At 61.1% G+C, this 22,899-nt stretch carries 14 protein-coding genes and 2 pseudogenes; 9 read left to right on the top strand and 7 right to left on the bottom strand.

Translation table 11 applies throughout. The annotated features are described in order from the left end of the window. The first annotated feature begins 14 nt into the window (after nt 1–14). The 3 genes from aceF to msrA all read left to right on the top strand — a co-directional run bounded on the left by aceF (nt 15) and on the right by msrA (nt 5,383). Nucleotides 15–1,652: a dihydrolipoyllysine-residue acetyltransferase gene (gene aceF / locus CFE47_RS22330; RefSeq protein WP_286840528.1), complete on the top strand. Its 1,638-nt coding sequence runs from the start codon at nt 15–17 to the stop codon at nt 1,650–1,652. Nucleotides 1,653–1,968: 316 nt separating this feature from the next. Then, complete coding sequence (locus tag CFE47_RS22335) at nt 1,969–4,662, top strand: putative bifunctional diguanylate cyclase/phosphodiesterase (RefSeq protein WP_286840530.1); 2,694 nt, start codon at nt 1,969–1,971, stop codon at nt 4,660–4,662. Between the two features lie 73 nt (nt 4,663–4,735). Continuing rightward, entirely contained in the window at nt 4,736–5,383 is a 648-nt protein-coding gene (msrA, locus tag CFE47_RS22340; protein WP_286840532.1) for a peptide-methionine (S)-S-oxide reductase MsrA, read from the top strand. Nucleotides 5,384–5,542: 159 nt separating this feature from the next. Here msrA and CFE47_RS22345 read toward each other — a convergent pair whose 3' ends face one another. Next, nucleotides 5,543–6,379, bottom strand: a complete 837-nt coding sequence (locus tag CFE47_RS22345; RefSeq protein ID WP_071482710.1) for a 23S rRNA (adenine(2030)-N(6))-methyltransferase RlmJ — start codon at nt 6,377–6,379, stop codon at nt 5,543–5,545. A gap of 174 nt (nt 6,380–6,553) precedes the next feature. On the opposite strand from CFE47_RS22345, the gene CFE47_RS22350 reads away from it, so the two are divergent. Further along, nucleotides 6,554–7,831, top strand: a complete 1,278-nt coding sequence (locus tag CFE47_RS22350; protein WP_286840535.1) for an O-acetylhomoserine aminocarboxypropyltransferase/cysteine synthase family protein — start codon at nt 6,554–6,556, stop codon at nt 7,829–7,831. Here the strand turns inward: CFE47_RS22350 and CFE47_RS22355 are convergent. From CFE47_RS22355 to CFE47_RS22370, 4 genes are all read right to left on the bottom strand, one after another. Next, the gene (locus tag CFE47_RS22355; RefSeq protein ID WP_286840537.1) at nt 7,817–8,500 is read right to left on the bottom strand and encodes a DUF4123 domain-containing protein; all 684 of its coding nucleotides are present in this window, start codon (nt 8,498–8,500) and stop codon (nt 7,817–7,819) included. The two genes, CFE47_RS22350 and CFE47_RS22355, sit on opposite strands and share 15 nt — an antisense overlap. A gap of 29 nt (nt 8,501–8,529) precedes the next feature. Continuing rightward, nucleotides 8,530–10,362 (bottom strand): type VI secretion system Vgr family protein, encoded by a 1,833-nt coding sequence (locus CFE47_RS22360; protein WP_286840538.1) that lies wholly within the window; start codon nt 10,360–10,362, stop codon nt 8,530–8,532. 204 nt (nt 10,363–10,566) lie between these two features. Then, a complete protein-coding gene (gene putP / locus CFE47_RS22365) occupies nt 10,567–12,051 on the bottom strand; it encodes a sodium/proline symporter PutP (protein WP_185704971.1) in 1,485 nt (494 codons plus the stop codon). A gap of 122 nt (nt 12,052–12,173) precedes the next feature. Beyond that, nucleotides 12,174–12,392, bottom strand: coding sequence for a hypothetical protein (locus CFE47_RS22370; protein ID WP_286840539.1), 219 nt, complete (start codon nt 12,390–12,392; stop codon nt 12,174–12,176). A gap of 120 nt (nt 12,393–12,512) precedes the next feature. On the opposite strand from CFE47_RS22370, the gene putA reads away from it, so the two are divergent. Further along, nucleotides 12,513–16,466 (top strand): trifunctional transcriptional regulator/proline dehydrogenase/L-glutamate gamma-semialdehyde dehydrogenase, encoded by a 3,954-nt coding sequence (gene putA / locus CFE47_RS22375; RefSeq protein ID WP_286840540.1) that lies wholly within the window; start codon nt 12,513–12,515, stop codon nt 16,464–16,466. Between the two features lie 231 nt (nt 16,467–16,697). Then, a complete protein-coding gene (locus tag CFE47_RS22380; RefSeq protein ID WP_286840542.1) occupies nt 16,698–18,500 on the top strand; it encodes an acyl-CoA dehydrogenase in 1,803 nt (600 codons plus the stop codon). Here CFE47_RS22380 and CFE47_RS22385 read toward each other — a convergent pair. Both CFE47_RS22385 and CFE47_RS22390 read right to left on the bottom strand, forming a co-directional pair. Next, nucleotides 18,497–18,790, bottom strand: coding sequence for a cell division protein ZapA (locus CFE47_RS22385; RefSeq protein ID WP_185704963.1), 294 nt, complete (start codon nt 18,788–18,790; stop codon nt 18,497–18,499). The two genes, CFE47_RS22380 and CFE47_RS22385, sit on opposite strands and share 4 nt — an antisense overlap. After that, on the bottom strand, nt 18,787–19,017 hold the full coding sequence (locus CFE47_RS22390; RefSeq protein WP_038844376.1) for a hypothetical protein: 231 nt from the start codon (nt 19,015–19,017) through the stop codon (nt 18,787–18,789). Before CFE47_RS22390 ends, CFE47_RS22385 begins: the two co-directional genes overlap by 4 nt. Before the next feature lie 343 nt (nt 19,018–19,360). Between CFE47_RS22390 and CFE47_RS31840 the strand changes: the two are divergent. From CFE47_RS31840 to CFE47_RS22400, 3 genes and pseudogenes are all read left to right on the top strand, one after another. Further along, nucleotides 19,361–20,017 (top strand): annotated as a pseudogene (locus CFE47_RS31840) (MCP four helix bundle domain-containing protein); the annotation flags it as partial. A 303-nt stretch (nt 20,018–20,320) separates the two neighbouring features. After that, nucleotides 20,321–20,920: pseudogene (locus CFE47_RS31845) on the top strand (methyl-accepting chemotaxis protein); the annotation flags it as partial. Between the two features lie 229 nt (nt 20,921–21,149). Then, nucleotides 21,150–22,892: a potassium/proton antiporter gene (locus CFE47_RS22400; protein WP_058423526.1), complete on the top strand. Its 1,743-nt coding sequence runs from the start codon at nt 21,150–21,152 to the stop codon at nt 22,890–22,892. Nucleotides 22,893–22,899 lie beyond the last annotated feature (7 nt).

A 22,899-nucleotide genomic window follows, 5' to 3' on the forward strand; every position in this document is an offset into this window, starting at 1 on the left:
TGAGGAGATTTTTTGTGAGCGAACTCATTCGCGTACCTGACATCGGCAGCGGTGAAGGTGAAGTAATCGAGCTGTTTGTGAAGGTCGGCGACAAAGTCGAAGCCGACCAGAGCATCCTGACCCTGGAATCGGACAAGGCGAGCATGGAAATTCCTGCTCCCAAGGCCGGCGTGGTCAAGAGCCTGAAAGTGAAGCTGGGCGACCGCCTGAAAGAAGGCGACGAACTGCTGGAACTGGAAATCGAAGGTGCCGCTGATGCGGCCCCTGCGCCAGCGGCTGCTCCGGCTGCCGCTGCTGCACCCGCTGCTGCCGAGAAGCCAGCCGAGGCCCCTGCGGCCCCGGCTGCTGCTCCTGCTGCGGCCTCTGTTCAGGACATTCACGTCCCGGATATCGGCTCGTCGGGCAAGGCCAAGATCATCGAGCTGCTGGTTAAAGTCGGCGACACCGTCGAAGCCGACCAGTCGCTGATCACCCTGGAGTCCGACAAGGCCTCCATGGAAATCCCTTCGCCGGCTGCCGGCGTGGTGGAAAGCATCGCGGTCAAGCTGGAAGACGAAGTCGGCACTGGCGATTTCATCCTCAAGCTGAAAGTACAAGGCGCTGCGCCTGCTGCTGCGCAAGCTCCGGCTGCTGCTCCGGCTGCCAAGGCTGAAGCTGCTCCTGCTGCCGCTCCTGCGCCTGCTAAAGCTGAGGCCGCTCCGGCCCCTGCCGCTGCCGCACCAGCGCCAAGCGGTGCCAAGGTTCATGCCGGCCCTGCCGTGCGTCAGTTGGCCCGTGAGTTCGGCGTTGAGCTGAGCGCCGTCGCAGCCAGCGGTCCTCACGGCCGTGTGCTGAAGGAAGACGTGCAGGTTTACGTCAAGAACATGATGCAGAAGGCCAAGGAAGCTCCGGCTGCCGGCGGCGCTACCGGTGGTTCGGGCATTCCGCCGATCCGCACCGTGGACTTCAGCCGCTTCGGCGAGACCGAAGAAGTGCCGATGACCCGCCTGATGCAAATCGGCGCGGCAGGTCTGCACGCCAGCTGGCTGAACATCCCGCACGTGACCCAGTTCGACCAGGCCGACATCACCGACCTGGAAGCTTTCCGCGTTGCGCAGAAAGCCGTGGCCGAGAAAGCCGGCGTGAAACTGACCGTGCTGCCACTGCTGCTTAAAGCCTGTGCTCACCTGCTCAAGGAACTGCCGGACTTCAACAGTTCGCTGGCACCCAGCGGCAAGGCGATCATTCGCAAGAAGTACGTGAACGTCGGCTTCGCGGTAGACACCCCTGACGGCCTGCTGGTACCGGTCATCAAGAACGTCGACCAGAAGAGCCTGCTGCAACTGGCTGCCGAAGCCGCTGCGCTGGCTGCCAAGGCCCGCGACAAGAAGCTCACCCCGGACGACATGCAGGGCGCGTGCTTCACCATCTCCAGCCTCGGTCACATTGGCGGCACTGGCTTCACGCCAATCGTCAACGCGCCGGAAGTGGCGATCCTGGGTGTGTCCAAGGCCACTATCCAGCCAGTGTGGGACGGTAAAGCGTTCCAGCCGAAGCTGATGCTGCCGCTGTCGTTGTCCTACGATCACCGTGTGATCAACGGCGCTGCCGCTGCACGCTTCACGCAGCGTCTGAGCCAACTGCTGAACGACATCCGCACCATCTTGCTGTAAGTCTCACGGGCCGCCTTTTCACCGAGGCGGCCCTGTTGCACCGATTTCCGAGCGCCACGCTCGTACCTCAACCCCGCCACTTGGCGGGGCTTTTTTTGCGCGCTTTTCGGACAGGAAATTGGACAGGTAAAACAGGTTTGTACACCTTCCATCACCTCGACTGTAGAAATCCCTCGCGCAGCCGATAACACCCTTATAGCACTTAGCCTTCATCCTCTCTTGTCAGCCCGCGCCGCATGATGCAACCTTGCCGCAGGCAACAGAAAAGAGGGCGTGAGCCCGGCGCCGTGCGCGTTATTTCAAGTGAGTTCCCCCCATGAAAAGCCAACCCGATGTCGCCCGTATGGCGGCCGAGGTAGTGACGCAATTACCGGTGCCTTCGCGCCTCGGTATGCTGCGTTTCGAGCGGCTTAATGAGGCGAGCTGGGCCCTGCTCTACCTCGACCCCAATTGCGAGCGCCAATTCGGCCTGCCGGCGGTCGAGCTGTGTGCCCTGCTCGGCACTCCCTACGCTAGCCTGATGGAGCCCCAGGCGCGCTATCAATTGCACGACACCATCCAGCAGCAACTGACGCAGAGCCCTCACTACCTGGTGCGCTACACCCTGCACACCAGCGACGGCCCGCTGAGCCTGCTGGAAATGGGCGAAGCCTACAAACAACACAATCGTCACCTGCTGCGCGGCTACCTCATGGTGGTCGACGGCCTGTTCAGCGAAATTCCCGCACCCGCCCCGACGGCGGACCTGGAGAGCCAGAACAGCCGCCTGCAGATCGCCCTGGAGCTCAACCAGCGCGCACAACAGGAACAGCTGCAGCACCTGGAACGGGTGCGCGCCCAGCAAGAGCTGATCCTGCTCCTGGCCCGCCAGCGCTACACCACCCACAACTCGCTGCAAGAAGCCGCCGAGCTGATCACCCGTAGCGCGTGCGATATCTACCAGATCGACTGCGCCAGCATCTGGAACCTCGAAGGCCAGCGCCTGGTGCCGATCTCGGCCTACCACCGCGACGACCAGCAGCACCACTTGCCCGAGCCCATCGATGCCAGTTGCTTCCCGGACTACCTGGAAGCCTTGCACAGCAGTCGGGCCATCGACGCCACCAACGCCATGCGCGACCCGCGCACCCGGGAAATGGCCGACAACCTGCGCGCCAAAGACATCCACGCCATGCTGGACGCCAGCATCCGCGTCGATGGCCAGGTAGTGGGCGTACTGTGCCTGGAACAGGGCGGCAGCTCACGGGCATGGCAGGCTGACGAGATCGCCTTTGCCGGTGAACTGGCGGACCAGTTTGCGCAGGTCATCAACAACCACAACCGCCGCACGGCGACCAGCGCCTTGCACCTGTTCCAACGTGCCGTGGAGCAAAGTGCCAACGCCTTTCTGCTGGTCAATTGCGACGGCGTGGTGGAGTACGTCAACCCCAGCTTTACCGCGATCACCCAGTACAGCGCCGAGGAAGTCCACGGCCATCGCCTGGCCCAACTACCGGCCCTTGAGAACCTCAGCGAGTTGCTGTTCGATGCGCCATCGAGCCTAGCCAAGAGCAACAGCTGGCAGGGTGAATTCAAGAGTCGCCGCAAGAACCTGGAACCCTACTGGGGCCAGCTGTCGATTTCCAAGGTGTATGGCGACAACCGCGAGTTGACCCACTACATCGGTATCTACGAAGACATCACCCAGACCAAACTGGCTCAGCAACGCATCGAGCGTTTGGCGTACACCGACAACCTGACCAACCTGGGCAACCGTCCGGCGTTCATCCGCAACCTCGACGAACGCTTTGCCCGCGACAGCGACAGCCCGATCAGCCTGCTGCTGGTGGACATCGACAACTTCAAGCGGATCAACGACAGCCTCGGCCACCAGACCGGCGACAAGTTGCTGATCAGCCTGGCGCGGCGCCTGCGCAACAGCTTGAGTGCCGGCGGGAGCCTGGCGCGGTTTGCCAGTAACGAATTTGCGGTGCTGCTCGACGACACCGACCTGGAAAGCGGCCAACAGGTCGCCAGCCAGCTGTTGGCGACCCTCGACAAGCCGATGTTCGTCGACAACCAATTGATCAGCGTCACCGGCTCGGTCGGCCTGGCCTGTGCGCCACTGCATGGGCGTGACCCGCAGACGCTGATGCGCAATGCCGGTTTGGCGCTGCACAAGGCCAAGGCCAACGGCAAACACCAGGTGCAGGTGTTTACCGAAGCGCTGAACGCCGAAGCCAGCTACAAGCTGTTCGTGGAAAACAACCTGCGCCGCGCCCTCACCCAAAATGAGCTGGACGTGTTCTACCAGCCCAAGCTCTGCCTGCGCAGCGGTCGCCTGCTGGGCATGGAAGCGCTGTTGCGCTGGAACCACCCGGAAAAGGGCATGATCCGTCCCGACCAGTTCATCAGCGTGGCTGAAGAGACCGGGCTGATCATCCCCATCGGCAAGTGGATCGCACGCCAGGCGTGCCGCATGAGCAAGCAATTGAGCGCCGGCGGCATGGGCAACCTGCAGGTGGCGATCAACTTGTCACCCAAGCAGTTCTCCGACCCGGACCTGGTGGCCTCGATTGCCACCATCCTCAAGGAAGAAGACCTACCGGCCAACCTGCTGGAACTGGAGCTGACCGAGGGCTTGCTGCTGGAAGCCACCGAAGACACCCGCCTGCAACTGGATCAACTGAAAAGCTTTGGCCTGACCCTGGCCATGGACGACTTCGGCACCGGCTACTCGTCGCTGAGCTACTTGAAAAAATTCCCCATCGACATCATTAAGATCGATCGCAGCTTTATCCACGAAATCCCGGATAACCAGGACGACATGGAAATCACCTCGGCGGTGATCGCGATGGCTCACAACCTCAAGCTCAAGGTGGTCGCCGAAGGCATTGAGACCGCCGAGCAACTGGCGTTCCTGCGCCGGCACCGTTGCGATGTGGGCCAGGGTTACCTGTTTGACCGGCCAATCCCCGGAGCAGAGCTGCTGGCGATGCTCAAACGTTATCCGCGCGGGCCAATCGCCTGACAGCGCTGTAACACTCGGGCACACTGGCTGTCTGAATCTTTACCGCTAACTCAACCTGACGAGAGGACTGATCATGGTCTTGCGCTCGGAAATTCTGGTGAACAAAAACGTGCTGCCTACTCAAGAACAAGCTTTGCCTGGCCGTGAAACCCCGATGGCGCTGCCGGAGACTCACTTCGTCAACGGCAACCCGCTGCTGGGCCCCTTCCTCGATGACGTCGGCTTTGCGATCTTTGGCCTGGGTTGCTTCTGGGGCGCCGAGCGCAAATTCTGGCAGCGTGATGGCGTGGTCAGCACCGTGGTCGGCTACGCCGGCGGCTTCACGCCGAACCCGACCTATGAAGAAGTCTGCTCGGGCCTGACCGGCCACAGCGAAGTGGTGCTGGTGGTGTACGACCAAGCCAAGGTGAAATACGAAGACCTGCTGAAGATGTTCTGGGAGCTGCACAACCCAACCCAGGGCATGCGCCAGGGCAATGACATCGGCAGCCAGTACCGTTCGGTAATCTATGCAACCACGCCGGAGCAATTGGCCGCGGCGCAGGCCAGTGCCGATGCCTATCAGGGCGAGTTGACCAAGGCGGGCCTGGGCACGATCACAACGGAAATCGACGAAGCACCAACGGTGTTCTTTGCCGAGGCGTATCACCAGCAGTACCTGGCGAAGAATCCGCAGGGCTACTGCGGTATCGGCGGCACGGGCGTGACCTGCCCGATCTAACCCGCTTGTAGTGAGCGGGCTTGCCCCGCGCTGGGTGGCGAAACCGCCCCAATAAGGTCCCTACGGTATTTCAGTAAAACCGCGGTGCCTGAGTTTAGGGCGGCTTCGCCACCCAGCGCGGGGCAAGCCCGCTCACTACACCATTTCCCGTCGAGCTGATTACTCGGCGATGAGCCAATCCATCTGCCACCCACCCTGGGTTTGCCCAAGCTTCTTGGACAACCACGGCAGCAGCTCACGCAATTCCTCTTCCAGGCCCCATGGCGGGTTGGCAATCGCCAGGCCCGAGCCGGTCAATGTGTTCGGCGTGTCCAGCGGATGCACCAGCAATTCCACCCGCAACAGCTTCGGCGCGCCGGTGCCGGCCAGGTCCTGGTAGAAGCGGCGCAACATGCGCTGGTCCTTCACCGGGTACCAGATGGCGGCGACCGTCTGACGCATGCGGCTGACAGCCTCTTTGAGGGACGCGGCGCAGCGCTGCATCTCGTCGAGCTTCTCGAACGGCGGGTCGATCAACATCAGCGCGCGCTTCTCCGGCACCGGCAGCAAGGCACGCGGCACATGCCAGCCTTCGCCCAGGTGCACTTTGACGCGGCGATCACCTTTCATGTTGTCCTTGAGTAGCACGCCGTCTTCCGGGTGTTTTTCATTGAGCAGCACACGATCCTGAGGCCGAGTGAGACGTCGCGCCAGCTCCGGCGAGCCAGGGTAGTAACGCAACTGGCCGTCCGGGTTCATCTCGTGCAGCACGCGCATGTAGTCGGCGGTCAATGGCGGCAGGTCGTTCTCGCCCCACAGGCGGGCGATGCCTTCCAGGTATTCACCGGTGCGGTTGGCCTGGTCGCCCTGCAGGTCGTACAGACCGATACCGGCGTGGGTGTCGAGGTAGGCGAACGGCTGCTCCTTGCGCGACATCAGGGCGATGAGGCGGGTCAAGGTCAGGTGTTTGAAGACATCGGCGTGGTTGCCGGCGTGAAAGGCGTGACGATAATTCATGGTTGCTCCTGCGCAGGGGGCGAAGTTTACCTTTTACGCAGGCTTAGGTGCAGTGCGGCGTGCCGGGCGGTGCTTATGTCGAAAATGTCGGATGAAGGCTGAAAAAAATCTAAATGCCGGGGTTGGAGCAGATTTATTGTGGCGATCCACTATCCAGGGAGGTCTACAACAATCATGAAAGACGCCACCATCGCATTGCACCACGGCTTCAAGTCGGACCCGACTACAAAAGCCGTCGCCGTGCCGATCTATCAGAACGTCGCCTTCGAATTCGATAACGCCCAGCACGGTGCCGACCTGTTCAACCTGGACGTGCCCGGCAATATCTACACGCGCATCATGAACCCCACCAACGACGTGCTGGAGCAGCGCATAGCCGCCCTTGAAGGCGGTATCGCGGCGCTTGCCGTCTCGGCGGGCAGCGCAGCGATCCATTACGCGATCCAGACCCTCACCCGAGCCGGTGACAATATCGTCACCACGCCGCAGCTTTACGGCGGCACCTACACCCTGTTCGCCCATTTGCTGCCGAGCTTCGGTGTAGATGTGCGCTTTGCCCGCGACGATAGCGCCGAGGCCATCGCCGAATTGATCGACGACAACACCAAGCTGGTGTACTGCGAAAGCATCGGCAACCCGGCGGGCAATATCGTCGACCTGGAGGCGTTGGCCAACGTTGCGCATGCCCGTGGCGTGCCATTGATGGTGGACAACACCGTGGCTACCCCGATCCTGTGCAAGCCGATCCAGTTCGGGGCCGATATCGTGGTGCATTCGGTGACCAAATACATCGGCGGCCACGGCAACTCTCTGGGCGGTGTGATCGTCGACAGCGGCACCTTCCCATGGACCGATTACCCGGAGAAATTCCCCGGTCTCAATAATCCTGAGCCTGCCTATCACGGCGTGGTCTACACCGAAAAATTCGGCCCTGCCGCCTTCATTGCCCGCGCCCGCACCGTACCATTGCGCAATACCGGCGCGGCACTGGCACCGATGAACGCGTTCCTGCTGCTGCAAGGCCTGGAAACCCTGGCGCTGCGCATGGAGCGCCATACCGAGAACGCCTTGAACGTTGCGCAATTCCTGCAAGGCCATGCCGATGTGGAGTGGGTCAGCTATGCCGGTCTGCCGGATCACCCGCACCACGAACTGGCGCAGAAGTACCTGCAAGGCAAGCCATCAGCGATCCTGTCGTTCGGCTTGAAGGGCGGCTACGAAGCCGGTGTGCGTTTCTATGACGCGCTACAAATCTTCAAGCGCCTGGTGAACATCGGCGACGCCAAGTCCCTGGCCTGCCACCCGGCATCTACCACCCATCGGCAGATGAACGAGCAGGAACAAGCCAAGGCCGGCGTGAAGCCGGAAATGATCCGCCTGTCAGTGGGCATCGAGGCGATTGAAGACCTGATCGAAGACCTGCAGCAGGCGTTGGGTTCAACTCAACTCTGAGGCCAGGTAATCAGCCAGCGCTTCATGGCTGATAGCCGAGTTGCGCACGAAGTAGGCGACCTTGTGCTGCAAGGTCGTCGGCGTGAAGGCAGCGTGCAGGTCGGGGCGTTGTTCTTCCAGCCCTTGCATCAGGTTGTCGATGAGCGTGTGTGGGGATTGCCCGGCCAGGTGCTCCAGTAACGCTGCAGGGACTCGCCACCAGAGGCTGGCTTTGGCGGCGGTGACTGGGCCGCTCGTAACGCTCAACGGCTGGCCATTGATCAGGTAGTGCCGGAACACCGGCAATACCTCACCCCCCGCCTGCTGAAGGATCGGTAGAAACTGCGCACCGTCCCAGAAGCGCAGGAACACCTGCTTGCCATCGGGCAGGTACACCTTGGTCAGGCCTTGCAGATGCCCAACCACGGTTTCCAGCGGGCAGGAAGAGACGGCCAGCCAACCCCAATCCAACGCTTGCGTGGACAGCGCCCAATCCAGGAAGGGGCTTCCCGGTTCGACGATGCCCACATAGGGCATCACCTCATCCCACGCCGCGTAAGCCGTGCCCGCCCACAGAGGATGCAGCGGCGCGCCGGCCGCCATCGCCTGCCAAGCCTCCAATGGCTTAGCGTCACTGGCGGCGCCCAGCACAGCAAAGATCTGTTCACCAGCAATCAAAGGTTGCAGCATCGACATAACGTCCTTTTAAAGTAAAAAGATCAGGCGATCTCGCACTGGCCATTCCTGCAGCGTTCGCACTCTTCGCAAAACGGTGCACTGCGTTTGAAAGAACTCACTTGCACGCGACTCAACGGTGCAAGCAACGTCTGCGACGGTCCAGCCATCAAGGGCACAGCTGCGCCGGCGAGTTTGATCGGTGTGCTGCTGAAAATGCCGGCCGCAGAAATGGAAATCGAGTGGCCTCCGGCCTGGATCGTTACGCTGGCGCCAGCGTCGATCACCACGCTTTGTCCCGCCCCCATCTGAATGGCTCGCCCGGCGTTCACCCGATGGTCATGCAACACCTCCTGGGTCCAATCCCGCTGAGCGCGCAGGTAGATCTCCTCGGCACCCTGGCGGTCTTCGATACGCAGCTCGTTGTAGCCACCGCCGCCGGGGCTGCTCTGGCTGCGGAAGATACTGCGGGTCTTGTCTGCCGGTAGGTCCAGCGGCACGGGCGTTGCCGCGTTGGGCAGACAGCCCACCACCACCGGCATGTCCATATCGCCGTTGACGAAGCCCACTAACACTTCCATGCCGACACGCGGGATCAGCACCGCGCCATAGCGGTCGTGGGCCCACCCGCTCGTCACCCGCAGCCAACAACTGGAATGGTCGTTGTGTGCGCCGTTGCGGTCCCAGGCCATTTGCACCTTGACCCGGCCGTACTCATCACAGTGAATTTCACTGCCTTCGGGGCCGGTGACCACTGCATTCTGATAGCCCGCAATGCTCCGCCGTGACGGTGGCGGCATGGCCGGGCGGAAAATCACATCCCACGGTGCAGCACGGAATTCGTTGCGGTAACCCTGGCGCAAATCCCCTCCGGCGGACTCGGTCACGGCCTCTTCCAACACCTGGGGTTGCTGGCCCTCATGAGTGATGTGCGTCACCAGCCACAAGTCATTCCAGTCTTCACGAGGATGACCCGACAATTGAAGAAAGCGACCACTGAGCAAAGCCGTCTCGTCACCGCTGCCATGGGCGATTCGATAATCGCTGCGATGGCGCTCCAACCCCCGCTGCGCAAGGTATTTGCCATGGGCCCGGTCGCTGAAACAACCCGGGTAACCCTGCTCTTCCAGACGTGGCACATGCTCGTCAGACACCGTACTTTCCAGTGCCAAGCGCGGCTTGCGCAAGTCGTAATCGCGCAAGTTCACGGCTGTCGTGCGGGTTTCCAGTTGCACCGTAAAGCGCTTGATCGCAGGCGTGTCCGCAACCATTCCGGAACCCGGCGAGTAAGGGGTGGGCTGCTCCGCCTGAGCGAACACCGTCTGGTCATCCCCAAACACCAGCAGGTGCCGCTCGGTCGAGTGCTGGAAGTGATAGTGGATCCCCAACTCGGCACACAGCCGCTGAATGAACGCCAGGTCGGTCTCACCAAATTGCACGCAATACTCGCGCTCGGGATAAGCGCCACTGAGGCGGAACTCAAAGCAATCGCTCTGGATACCCTGCCCCACCAATACCTGCGCAACGATCTGCGACACCGTCAGATGCTGAAAAATACGCTGGTGGCTGCTGTGCTTCAGATAGGCCAACTGCGGCACAAGGCTGATCTGGTAGCGCGTCAGGCGCCGCCCGGAATCACCTTGCGCCACACGATGAACCAGGCCGTGCACGCCCCGATCCTGATCATCGAAGCCTAAATACACCGGGCGGTGCAGCAGGCTTTCCAAGTCAAGATCGGGCTGTTCGCCGACCAGTTCAAGGTCGAAGCAGTAAGGCTGGCTGAGCGCCTCGGCCCCCTTGAAGCTGTAGACCTTGAGATCACTGGCAACCCCATCCAGGGTCAGGTTGAAAGCACTTTGATTGGCAGGAGCGAACATCCGGTGTTTCTCTGCGAGGGGTGGGTGAGGGATTCTGCATCACGGCTACCCCCTGCTGAACACACCCCAGACAAATCAGTAAAGCCCTACGCCGTGGCGTCTGAATCTTCTTCGAAGCGGCTCAAATCAAACACAAAAAAAGGCCCGCAATCCGTAGGATGCGGGCCTCTTTTTCAATTCATTGAGCGCCAAACGCCCGGCGAATTACTTGTTGAGGTTGTAGTCCTTCTCCGCTGCATCAAAGCGCTCGACCATACCCGCAGTCGGTGCGCCCATCTTGCTCACGAAGTAGATCGCCAGGCTGGCGAAGATAAAGCCCGGGATGATTTCGTACAGACCCAGCAGTTCGAAGTGTTTCCACACGATCACCGTGATCGCACCCACCAGGATGCCGGCCAGTGCGCCGTTACGGGTCATGCCTTTCCAGATCACCGAGATCAGCACCACAGGCCCAAATGCAGCACCGAAACCAGCCCAGGCGTAGCTCACCAGGCCCAACACGCGGTTGTTCGGGTTGGCGGCCATGGCGATGGCGATCAGGGCAACCACCAGCACCATGGCGCGGCCGACCCACACCAGTTCAAGCTGGGAGGCGTTTTTGCGCAGGAAGGTCTTGTAGAAGTCTTCGGTCAGGGCGCTGGAGCACACCAGCAATTGGCAGCTCAGGGTGCTCATCACCGCCGCCAGGATGGCCGACAGCAGCACGCCAGCGATCCACGGGTTGAACAGCAGCTTGGCCAGTTCGATGAACACACGCTCGTGGTTCTCGTTGACAGGGCCCGCGACTTCCGGGTGCGCCGAGAAGTAGGCGATACCGAAAAAGCCCACCGCCACGGTGCCGCCCAGGCACAGGATCATCCAGGTCATGGAGATGCGACGCGCGTTGGCAATCGACTTCACCGAATCCGCCGCCATGAAGCGCGCCAGGATATGCGGCTGGCCGAAGTAACCCAAGCCCCAGCCCATCAGCGAAATGATGCCGATGAAGGTGGTGTTTTTCAGCATGTTGAAGTTGTCGGGGTTCTTGGCTTCGATGGCCAGGAACGTGGTGTCGACGCCGCCGGTGGCCAGCAGCACGATGATCGGCGTGAGGATCAACGCAAAGATCATCAGGGTGGCTTGTACGGTATCGGTCCAGCTTACTGCCAGGAAACCACCAACGAAGGTGTAGGCAATGGTCGCCGCAGCACCGGCCCACAGCGCAGTCTCGTAGGACATGCCGAAGGTGCTTTCGAACAGGCGGGCACCGGCCACAATGCCGGAAGCGCAGTAGATGGTGAAGAACACCAGGATCACGACGGCGGAGATGATCCGCAGCAGGCCGCTTTTATCTTCGAAACGGCTGGAGAAGTAATCCGGCAGGGTCAGGGCATCGCCGTTGTGTTCGGTCTGGACCCGCAGGCGACCGGCCACGAACAGCCAGTTGAGGTAGGCACCGACGATCAGGCCGATGGCGATCCAGCTTTCCGACAAGCCGGACATGTAGATGGCACCTGGCAGGCCCATCAACAACCAGCCGCTCATGTCGGAAGCACCAGCCGACAAGGCTGTGACCACGCTACCGAGGCTGCGACCGCCGAGGATGTAATCGGAAAGGTTGTTGGTGGAGCGATAGGCCATGAAGCCGATCAGCACCATTGCTGCGATGTAGATCACAAACGTGATCAGGGTTGGATTGCTAACGCTCATAAGAGTGACGCCCTGGCTTTGTTTTTATGTAGCAGCGGTCTGTCATACGGCCACCCACTGTGAAGTAGGTAGACGTAATTGCGTGCCGCGCATTTATGACTGACGTTTCCCCAGGAAAGCCGTCAGCCGATGAACCGACTCGTTGAGGTGGTTGCACCTTGGGCGCGAATGCTATTCAACAAAGCAAATAGGGTGCAACCAGTTTCTTGAGAATAAGTTGCACCTTGATGTGAATTGCAGAAAACACCGCGTTTTTGCTCCTTTTCGGAGCAAGAACAGCCGAACTCATAAGCAAACGCACCACCGCAAAGCAGATTCTGCTGAGGCTTCGTTTTTTTCATGCACCCCTCTGAAAATTTCATGGATAAAAAGGGTTGCACCCGGTTGCACCTCTTCATGGGCAAAGCTAATCTTGCCGCCAGCTGATGCCACTCGGTAGTGGCACCCATGAGGATAAGAAAATGGCTACGACCACCCTTGGGGTCAAACTCGACGACCCGACCCGTGAACGCCTGAAGGCGGCCGCGACCTCCATTGATCGCACGCCGCACTGGCTGATCAAGCAGGCGATTTTCAATTACCTGGAGAAACTGGAGGGTGGTGCAACCCTGAATGAGCTCAATGGCTTGAGCACCAAGGACGCTGACGACGCAGGCGAGGTCCAGGCCGACCACGCTCACCAGTGCTTCCTGGAGTTCGCCGAGAGCATCCTGCCGCAATCCGTGCTGCGCGCCTCGATCACCGCCGCTTACCGTCGCCCAGAGCCGGAAGTGGTACCGATGCTGATCGAACAGGCCCGCTTGCCGGCGCCAATGGCCGAAGCCACCAACAAGCTGGCCGCTTCGATTGCCGAAAAACTGCGTAACCAGAAGAGTGCTGGCGGCCGTGCCGGTATTGTTCAGGGCCTGCTGCAAGAATTTTCCCTGTCGTCCCAGGAAGGCGTGGCGCTGATGTGCCTGGCCGAAGCGCTGCTGCGCATCCCGGACAAGGGCACCCGCGACGCACTAATCCGCGACAAGATCAGCACTGGTAACTGGCAGCCGCACCTGGGCAACAGCCCGTCGCTGTTCGTCAACGCCGCCACCTGGGGCCTGCTGCTGACCGGCAAACTGGTCGCTACCCACAACGAAGCAGGCCTGACTTCGTCCCTGAGCCGCATCATCGGCAAAAGCGGCGAGCCGATGATCCGCAAGGGCGTCGACATGGCCATGCGCCTGATGGGCGAGCAGTTCGTGACCGGCGAAACCATCGCCGAAGCCCTGGCCAACGCGAGCAAATTCGAAGCCAAGGGCTTCCGTTATTCCTACGACATGCTCGGTGAAGCCGCACTCACCGAACACGATGCGCAGAAATACCTGGCCTCGTACGAACAAGCCATTCACTCCATCGGCAAGGCGTCTCATGGCCGTGGGATCTATGAAGGCCCAGGCATCTCCATCAAGCTCTCGGCCCTGCACCCGCGTTACAGCCGTGCGCAGTACGAGCGTGTGATGGATGAGCTGTACCCGCGCCTGCTGTCCCTGACCCTGCTGGCCAAGCAATACGACATCGGCCTGAACATCGATGCCGAGGAAGCCGACCGCCTGGAGCTGTCGCTGGACCTGCTCGAACGCCTGTGCTTCGAGCCGCAACTGACTGGCTGGAACGGCATCGGTTTCGTGATCCAGGCCTACCAGAAGCGTTGCCCGTATGTGATCGACTACGTCATCGACCTGGCGCGCCGCAGCCGCCATCGCCTGATGATTCGCCTGGTAAAAGGCGCGTACTGGGACAGCGAGATCAAGCGCGCCCAGGTCGAAGGCCTGGAAGGCTACCCGGTGTACACCCGCAAGGTGTACACCGACGTTTCCTATATCGCCTGTGCACGCAAACTGCTGTCGGTACCGGAAGTCATCTACCCGCAGTTCGCCACGCACAACGCCCACACTCTGTCGGCCATCTACCATATCGCCGGTCAGAACTATTACCCCGGCCAGTACGAGTTCCAATGCCTGCACGGCATGGGTGAGCCGCTGTACGAGCAAGTTGTAGGCAAGGTCTCCGATGGCAAGCTGAACCGTCCGTGCCGTGTGTACGCACCGGTTGGCACCCACGAAACACTGCTGGCTTACCTGGTACGTCGCCTGCTGGAAAACGGCGCCAACACCTCGTTCGTCAACCGTATTGCCGACCAGTCCATCTCGATTCAGGAACTGGTGGCTGATCCAGTGGCCAGCATCGAGCAAATGGCCACCCTGGAAGGCGGCTTCGGCCTGCCGCACCCGCGCATTCCATTGCCGCGCGACCTGTACGGCAGCGAGCGCGCCAACTCGGCCGGCATCGACCTGGCCAACGAACACCGCCTGGCGTCGCTGTCCTGCGCCCTGCTGGCCACCGCCCACAACAACTGGAAAGCTGCGCCAATGCTCGGTTGCGCCTCCAGCGAACAGCCAGCAGCGCCGGTGCTGAACCCGTCCGACTTGCGTGACGTAGTTGGCCATGTGCAAGAAGCCACCGTTCAAGACGTCGACAACGCCATCCAATGTGCCATCAGCGCCGGCCCAATCTGGCAGGCCACTCCGCCCGCCGAGCGCGCCGCGATCCTGGAACGCGCTGCCGACCTGATGGAAAGCGAGATCCAGCCGCTGATGGGCCTGCTGGCCCGCGAAGCTGGCAAGACCTTCGCCAACGCCATCGCCGAAGTGCGGGAAGCCGTGGACTTCCTGCGTTACTACGCTGTGCAGGCACGCAACGACTTCACCAATGACGCCCACCGCCCGTTGGGCCCAGTGGTGTGCATCAGCCCGTGGAACTTCCCGCTGGCCATTTTCAGCGGCCAAGTCGCTGCTGCATTGGCCGCCGGCAACCCAGTACTGGCCAAGCCTGCCGAGCAAACTCCGCTGGTCGCCGCCCAAGCTGTGCGCATCCTGCTGGAAGCCGGTATTCCGGAAGGCGTGCTGCAACTGCTGCCAGGCCAGGGCGAAACCGTCGGTGCCCGCCTGGTGGGCGATGATCGCGTCAAAGGCGTGATGTTCACCGGTTCCACCGAAGTAGCGCGCCTGCTGCAACGCAACGTCGCCGGTCGCCTGGATGCCCAGGGCCGCCCGATCCCGCTGATCGCCGAAACCGGTGGCCAGAACGCGATGATCGTCGACTCCTCGGCACTCACCGAACAAGTAGTGATCGACGTGGTGTCCTCGGCATTCGACAGTGCCGGCCAACGCTGCTCGGCCCTGCGCGTACTGTGCTTGCAGGAAGATTCGGCAGACCGCGTCATCGAAATGCTCAAGGGCGCCATGGCGGAATGCCGCCTGGGCAACCCGGAGCGCTTGTCGGTGGACATCGGCCCGGTGATCGACGCCGAAGCCAAGGCCGGCATCGAAAAGCACATCCAGGCGATGCGCGACAAAGGCCGCAACGTGTACCAAGTGGCGATCGCTGACGGCGAAGAAATCAAGCGCGGCACCTTCGTGATGCCAACCCTGATCGAACTCGAAAGCTTCGACGAACTGCAACGGGAGATCTTCGGCCCGGTGCTGCACGTGGTGCGCTACAAGCGTAAAGAAATCGACCAGCTTATCGGCCAGATCAACGCTTCCGGCTACGGCCTAACGCTGGGCGTGCACACCCGCATCGACGAGACCATCGCCAAGGTGATCGACAACGTCAACGCCGGTAACGTCTACGTAAACCGCAACATCGTCGGCGCGGTAGTCGGCGTGCAGCCGTTCGGCGGCGAAGGCCTGTCGGGTACTGGTCCGAAAGCCGGTGGCCCGCTTTACCTGTACCGCCTGCTGTCGACGCGTCCTACGGATGCCATCGAGCAATCCTTCGCACGGAACGACAAGTTGGCCGCACCGGATGTTCGCCTGCGTGACGCCATGAGCCAGCCGCTGATCGCCCTTAAAACCTGGGCAGACAGCCATAAGCTCACCGACCTGAGCGCCCTGTGCAGCCAGTTCGCCGCGCAATCCCAAAGCGGTGTCACCCGCCAATTGGCCGGCCCGACCGGCGAGCGCAACAGCTACGCTATCCTGCCCCGCGAGCACGTGTTGTGCCTGGCGGAAGTAGAGGGCGATCTGCTGACTCAACTGGCGGCTGTGTTGGCGGTAGGCGGCTCGGCGGTATGGCCGGAAACTGACCTGACCAAAGCGTTGTTCCCACGCCTGCCTAAAGAGATTCAGGCGAAGATCAAGCGTGTGGCCGACTGGACCAAAGAAGAGGTGGTGTTTGATGCAGTCCTGCACCACGGCGATTCCGACCAGTTGCGTGCGGTGTGCCAGCAAGTGGCGCAACGTGGCGGGGCGATTGTTGGGGTGCATGGTTTGTCGCAAGGTGAAACGGCGATTGCGCTGGAGCGCCTGGTGATTGAGCGGGCATTGAGCGTTAACACTGCTGCGGCGGGTGGTAATGCCAGCCTGATGACTATCGGTTAACTGACACAACGCGGTCAGAAACGTGGGAGCGGGCTTGCTCGCGAAAGCGGTGGGTCAGTCAACTAATTCAGTGACTGACACTCTGCATTCGCGAGCAAGCCCGCTCCCACATTTGGACCGCGTTCCTCTCCCCCATCCGCGTTTTACAGCTCCATCACCCAGATCAATCTTGCTATCCAGCCTCCATTCGCACACTTAGACTCAGGCCAATTCCTCTAAAGGTAAGCCGCCATGTCCGAGACGCTGCTCAGTTCCCGCAATCTGGCTTTCGAGCTGTACGAAGTCCTCGATGCCGAGGGCCTGACCCAGCGCGAGCGGTTTGCCGAGCACAATCGGGAAACCTTCGATGCCGCCATCAGTACGGCGCGCAACATCGCGGAAAAGTACTTCGCCCCCCACAACCGCAAGAACGACGAAAACGAACCGCGCTTTGAGAACGGTAAGGCGATTCTGATCCCGGAAGTGAAACCCGCCGTGGACGCTTTCCTTGAAGCGGGCTTCCTCAACGCGGCACGCAGTTTCGAAGCGGGCGGCATGCAGTTGCCGACGCTGCTGTCCCAAGCCTGTTTCGCACATTTCCAGTCAGCGAACGCGGCGTCCACGTCCTACCCGTTCCTGACCATGGGCGCCGCCAACCTGATAGAAAGCTTCGGCACCGAGGAACAAAAACAACGCTTCCTGCAACCCATGATCGACGGTCGTTTCTTCGGCACCATGGCCCTGACCGAGCCCCATGCCGGCTCGTCACTGTCGGATATTCGTACACGCGCAGAACCATCGGCCGACGGCACTTACAGACTCAAGGGCAACAAGATCTTCATCTCCGGCGGTGACCACCCCTTGTCGGAAAATATCGTGCACATGGTGTTGGCCAAGTTGCCGGACGCGCCCGCTGGGGTGAAGGGCATTTCGCTGTTTATCGTGCCCAAGTTCCTGGTCAACGATGACGGCAGCCTGGGCGAGCGCAACGATGTGCTGCTGGCTGGGCTGTTTCACAAGATGGGGTGGCGCGGCACCACGTCCACAGCGCTGAACTTCGGGGATAACGGGAACTGTGTCGGCTATCTGGTGGGCAAGCCGCACCAAGGTTTGAGTTGCATGTTCCAGATGATGAACGAGGCGCGGATCGGCGTCGGCATGGGCGCGGTGATGCTTGGGTATGCCGGTTATCTTTATTCCCTGGACTACGCTCGCGAACGCCCGCAAGGCCGCCTGCCGGATAGCAAGGATCCTACGACCGCACCGGTCTCGATCATCCAGCACGCAGACATCAAGCGCATGCTGCTCACCCAAAAATCCTACGTAGAGGGCGCTTTCGACCTTGGCTTATACGCAGCGCGCCTGTTCGACGACACCACGACCCTGGCAACCGAAGCTGAGCGCAAGCACGCCCACGAACTGCTGGACCTGCTCACCCCCATCGTCAAATCCTGGCCGTCAGAGTTCTGCCTCAAGGCCAACGAACTGGCAATCCAGATCCTTGGCGGCCACGGCTACACCCGCGAATACCCGGTAGAACAGTACTATCGCGACAACCGCCTGAACCCGATTCATGAGGGCACCCATGGCATCCAGTCCCTGGATCTGCTGGGGCGCAAGCTCGCGCAGAACGGCGGCGCGGGCTTGAAACAATTGATAAGACTGATCGCCGAAACCGGCGCGCGGGCTCAGGAATACCCGTCACTGACTGCGCTGCGCGAACCCCTGGAACAACTGGTCAACCGTCTGCAAAGCGTCACCCTCGGCCTGCTGACGGACCTCGCCCAGGGCAAGGTCAATAGCAGCCTCGCGAACTCGGCGCTGTACCTAAAGGTGTTTGGGCATACGGTGATCGGCTGGCGCTGGCTGGAACAAGCGATTCGCGCAGAAGAGGGCTTGGCCAAGGGCAATGCGGCCGATGTGGCCTTCTATAAAGGCAAGCTCCAGGCCGCCCGCTACTTCCTGACCTGGGAAATACCGGGCTGCCATCATGAACTGGCGATTCTGGAAGCACGCGATGATACGTGCCTCGCGATGCAGGACGAGTGGTTCTAAGGCTGTCCGATCGCCTTGGAAATCACATCAACCGTGGCGCTGACTTGCTCTTGGTAACGGTCGAGTTCTTCTTGATGCGCCTGCTGCAATTCGATTTGCTCGGCGCACAGGTTCAGCGCCGCCAGCACCAGTAACTTGTCCCCAATCAGCGTCGGGTACTTTTTCTTGGTGGTGGCCAGGGAGGCCTTGAGCATGGTCACGGCGTGCATCAGGGTTTTGTCTTCCCCGGCTGGCGCCTTGATCGAGTAATCCTCTCCGAGAATTGAAACGACCTTTATCCCTTCATTCATGCGCCGACAGGACCTGCGCTCACACGCTCAACCAGCGCTTGAATACGGGCGGCGGTGGCGCCGTGCTTTTCTTCCTGCTCCATCAGGTTCAGTTGCAGGCTGTCGTTCTCATCCTTGGCGCGGGCCAGTTCGGCCTTGAGGGATTCGTTGCTGCCCAGTAGGTCCTGATTCTGCTGTACCAGGTCGCTGACCAGTTGTTCCAGTTGGCTGAGGGATGCTTCTAACATTTTGATTTCTCGGGCTTTTTCAAAGGGCGGTGACGATAAAGAAAATTCACCTCGGATGCCAGGGTTATCCCCGGCGCGCAGCCCGAATTTTAAGGGCCGGGCCGCACTTTCGAGCCTTAGTGACTGCAATTCGCCGATCTGGTTCCTGAATCGGCCAAACCCCTCGTCAGATGCGACAAAAGCGCACGCCCCTTTAAGACTTTAGTCGTATGGCCGATACGCGATGCATACCCCGTATCACGGCCGCACGGATCGCGCTTCTCCCCAGGATTCCAAGATGTCCCTTCGTAATATGAATATCGCGCCGCGCGCCTTTCTAGGCTTCGCATTCATCGGCGCGCTCATGTTGTTTCTCGGTGTGTTCGCCTTGAACCAGATGAGCAAAATTCGCGGCGCCGCTGAAGAGATCACGCTGTCCAGCGTGCCAAGCATTCGTGCCCTCGACGAGTTCACCCAACTGACCCTGCGCCTGCGCGTGCTGTCCTACCGTTTGCTGACCAACCGCGAGCCGGATGTGCAGCAAAAGACCCTGGAAACCTTTGAACTGCGCGACCAGCAAATCCGCGCCGCCCAGGGCATCTACGAAAAACTCATCGATACCCGCGAAGAACGCGCCACCTATGACGAATACGTCAACCTGCTCGGCCAGTACCGCCAGATCGAAGCACGTATGAAGAGCCTGTCGCGGGCCAACCAAGTGGAAGACCTGCGCACACTGATCAACACCGAACTGCTGAGCAATTCCGAGAAGGTCAACGCGGTATTGGCGCGCCTGCTGGAGATCAACAACCAGATGGCATTGGTCACCAACCAACAAGCCAAAGACCAATATGACTTGGCCTTCAACCTGGTGGTTGGACTGTTGGCGCTCGCCACGGCACTGACCGTGCTGTTCGCCTGGCTGCTGACCCGCAGCATCACCGTGCCCATCGCCCAGGCCCTGGAAGCGGCCGAAGAAGTTGCCGAAGGCAACCTGACGCGACCGATCAAGATCGACGGCAACGACGAAGCCGGGCGCCTGCTGGCGGCCATGGCCAAGATGCAGGACAAACTGCGCGACACGCTGCAACGCATCGCCGGCTCCGCCACCCAGCTTGCGTCTGCGGCGGAAGAACTGAACGCCGTCACCGACGAAAGCGCCCGTGGCCTGACCCAGCAAAACAACGAAATCGAACAGGCCGCTACCGCCGTCAACGAGATGACCAGCGCGGTGGAAGAAGTCGCACGTAACGCGGTGAGCACTTCCGAAGCTTCGCGCAATGCCACCACCTCCGCCGGCGACGGGCGGGACCTGGTGCAGGAAACCGTCAGCGCCATCGAGCGTATGAGCGGCGATGTGCAAGCCACCGCGACCTTGATTGGCGACCTGGCGAATGAATCACGCGATATCGGCAAAGTGCTGGATGTGATTCGTGGCCTGGCCGACCAGACCAACTTGCTGGCCTTGAACGCCGCTATTGAAGCGGCGCGTGCGGGTGAAGCCGGGCGTGGTTTCGCCGTGGTGGCCGATGAAGTGCGGGCCCTGGCCCATCGTACCCAGCAATCCACCAGCGAGATCGAGCGGATGATCGGCAGTATCCAGGCCGGCACCGAGCACGCAGTGGATTCGATGCGCAACAGCACCGAACGGGCAGAATCGACATTGAATATCGCCAAAGGCGCGGGGATTTCGCTGGACACCATCAATACCGCGATTGTGGAGATCAACGAGCGCAACCTGGTCATCGCCAGCGCGGCGGAAGAACAGGCGCAGGTGGCGCGGGAAGTGGACCGTAACCTGGTGAATATCCGGGATCTGTCGGTGCAATCGGCGACAGGGGCCAGCCAGACGAGTGCGGCGAGCAGTGAGTTGTCGCGCTTGGCGGTGGATTTGAACGGGATGGTCGGGCGCTTCCGCCTCTAACTGACAACGTTGCACCCTTGTGGGAGCTGGCTTGCCTGCGATGGCGGTGGGTCAGCGTGCCTATTTGTTGCTGATACACCGATATCGCAGGCAAGCCAGCTCCCACATTGGATTGATATACACCCGCAAAGCTTTTTGACAGCGCAGCAATTCAACAGGTTAGAATCGCTGGCACGCAGACTGCATGGTCAGTTTGCGCCCCGTCTTGTTTACTCATGGAGTACTGCCTTTGAATGCGACGACCATCAACAGCCTGTTCTTGATCGGCGCGTTGCTGGTGAGTGCGAGCATTCTGGTGAGTTCTCTTTCGTCCCGCCTGGGGATCCCGATCCTGGTGATCATCCTGGCCGTGGGCATGGTCGCCGGCGTCGATGGCGGCGGCATCATCTTCGATAACTACCCGACCGCCTACCTGGTGGGCAACCTCGCGCTGGCGGTGATCCTGCTGGACGGCGGCTTGCGCACCCGGGTGGCGAGTTTCCGCGTGGCACTCTGGCCGGCGTTGTCGCTGGCCACGGTGGGGGTGTTGATTACCACCGGCCTCACCGGCATGGCCGCCGCCTGGCTGTTTGACCTCAATATCATCCAAGGTTTGCTGATCGGCGCCATCGTCGGCTCCACGGACGCCGCTGCGGTGTTCTCGCTGCTCGGCGGCAAAGGCCTGAACGAACGGGTCACCGCCAGCCTGGAAATCGAATCCGGCAGCAACGACCCGATGGCGGTGTTCCTCACCGTAACCCTGATCGACATGCTCGCCAGCGGCCAGACCGGCCTGCATTGGAGCCTGCTGACGCACCTGGTGCGCGAGTTCGGCATCGGCGGCATCGTCGGCCTGGGCGGCGGCTGGCTGATGCTGCAGATGGTCAACCGCATCAACCTGGCCACCGGCTTGTACCCGATCCTGGTGATCGCCGGCGGCCTGTTCGTCTTCGCCGTAACCAACGCCCTGCACGGCAGCGGCTTCCTCGCCGTGTACCTGTGCGGCCTGGTAATCGGCAACCGCCCGGTGCGCAGCCGTCATGGCATTTTGCACATGCTCGACGGCATGGCCTGGCTGGCGCAGATCGGCATGTTCCTGGTGCTGGGCCTGCTGGTCACGCCCCACGACTTGCTGCCGATTGCCCTGCCGGCCCTGGGCCTGGCGCTGTGGATGATCCTGTTTGCGCGACCGCTGTCGGTGATGGTCGGCCTGCTACCGTTCAAGGCTTTCCACGGGCGCGAAAAAGCTTTTATCGCCTGGGTTGGCTTGCGCGGCGCCGTACCGATCATCCTGGCGGTGTTCCCACTGATGGCCGGCCTGCCCCATGCGCAGCTCTACTTCAACCTGGCGTTCTTTATCGTGCTGGTCTCGCTGCTGGTACAGGGCACGAGCCTGCCGTGGGTGGCCAAATTGCTCAAGGTGACCGTACCGCCGGACCCTGCGCCCATCTCCCGCGCGGCCCTGGAAGTGCACGTCACCAGCGAGTGGGAGCTGTTCGTCTACCGCCTGGGCGCCGAAAAGTGGTGCATCGGCGCCGCCCTGCGCGAGCTGAAAATGCCCGAAGGCACGCGGATCGCCGCGCTGTTCCGAGGCCAGCAACTGCTCCATCCGTCGGGTAGTACGGTGCTCGAAGTCGGCGATCTGCTCTGTGTGATCGGCCACGAACACAACCTGCCGGCCCTGGGCAAGCTGTTCAGCCAGGCGCCACAGCGCGGACTGGATTTGCGCTTCTTCGGCGACTTCGTACTCGAAGGCGACGCCCAGCTGGGCGCGGTCTCGGCCCTGTATGGCCTGAAGCTGGAAGGTATCGACCCGGACATGCCGCTGAGCAGCTTCATTACCCAGAAAGTCGGTGGCGCACCTATCGTCGGCGACCAGGTGGAATGGAACAACACCATCTGGACCGTCGCGGTCATGGACGGGAACAAGATCGGCAAAGTGGGCGTCAGATTCCCCGAAGGAAGTCGCCCGGGCCCCGGACTCTTCCTCTAAACTGCGG

The sequence above is a fragment of the Pseudomonas sp. PGPPP1 genome (genome assembly GCF_002255865.1).
Lineage (GTDB): Bacteria > Pseudomonadota > Gammaproteobacteria > Pseudomonadales > Pseudomonadaceae > Aquipseudomonas > Aquipseudomonas cremoris.

Coding starts and splice junctions, on each gene's coding strand:
- CFE47_RS22335 (WP_286840530.1), top strand. CDS start 1,969: ATGAAAAGCCAACCCGATGTCGCCCGTATGGCGGCCGAGGTAGTGACG.
- msrA (WP_286840532.1), top strand. CDS start 4,736: ATGGTCTTGCGCTCGGAAATTCTGGTGAACAAAAACGTGCTGCCTACT.
- CFE47_RS22345 (WP_071482710.1), bottom strand. CDS start 6,379: ATGAATTATCGTCACGCCTTTCACGCCGGCAACCACGCCGATGTCTTC.
- CFE47_RS22350 (WP_286840535.1), top strand. CDS start 6,554: ATGAAAGACGCCACCATCGCATTGCACCACGGCTTCAAGTCGGACCCG.
- CFE47_RS22355 (WP_286840537.1), bottom strand. CDS start 8,500: ATGCTGCAACCTTTGATTGCTGGTGAACAGATCTTTGCTGTGCTGGGC.
- CFE47_RS22360 (WP_286840538.1), bottom strand. CDS start 10,362: ATGTTCGCTCCTGCCAATCAAAGTGCTTTCAACCTGACCCTGGATGGG.
- putP (WP_185704971.1), bottom strand. CDS start 12,051: ATGAGCGTTAGCAATCCAACCCTGATCACGTTTGTGATCTACATCGCA.
- CFE47_RS22370 (WP_286840539.1), bottom strand. CDS start 12,392: ATGAAAAAAACGAAGCCTCAGCAGAATCTGCTTTGCGGTGGTGCGTTT.
- putA (WP_286840540.1), top strand. CDS start 12,513: ATGGCTACGACCACCCTTGGGGTCAAACTCGACGACCCGACCCGTGAA.
- CFE47_RS22380 (WP_286840542.1), top strand. CDS start 16,698: ATGTCCGAGACGCTGCTCAGTTCCCGCAATCTGGCTTTCGAGCTGTAC.
- CFE47_RS22385 (WP_185704963.1), bottom strand. CDS start 18,790: ATGAATGAAGGGATAAAGGTCGTTTCAATTCTCGGAGAGGATTACTCG.
- CFE47_RS22390 (WP_038844376.1), bottom strand. CDS start 19,017: ATGTTAGAAGCATCCCTCAGCCAACTGGAACAACTGGTCAGCGACCTG.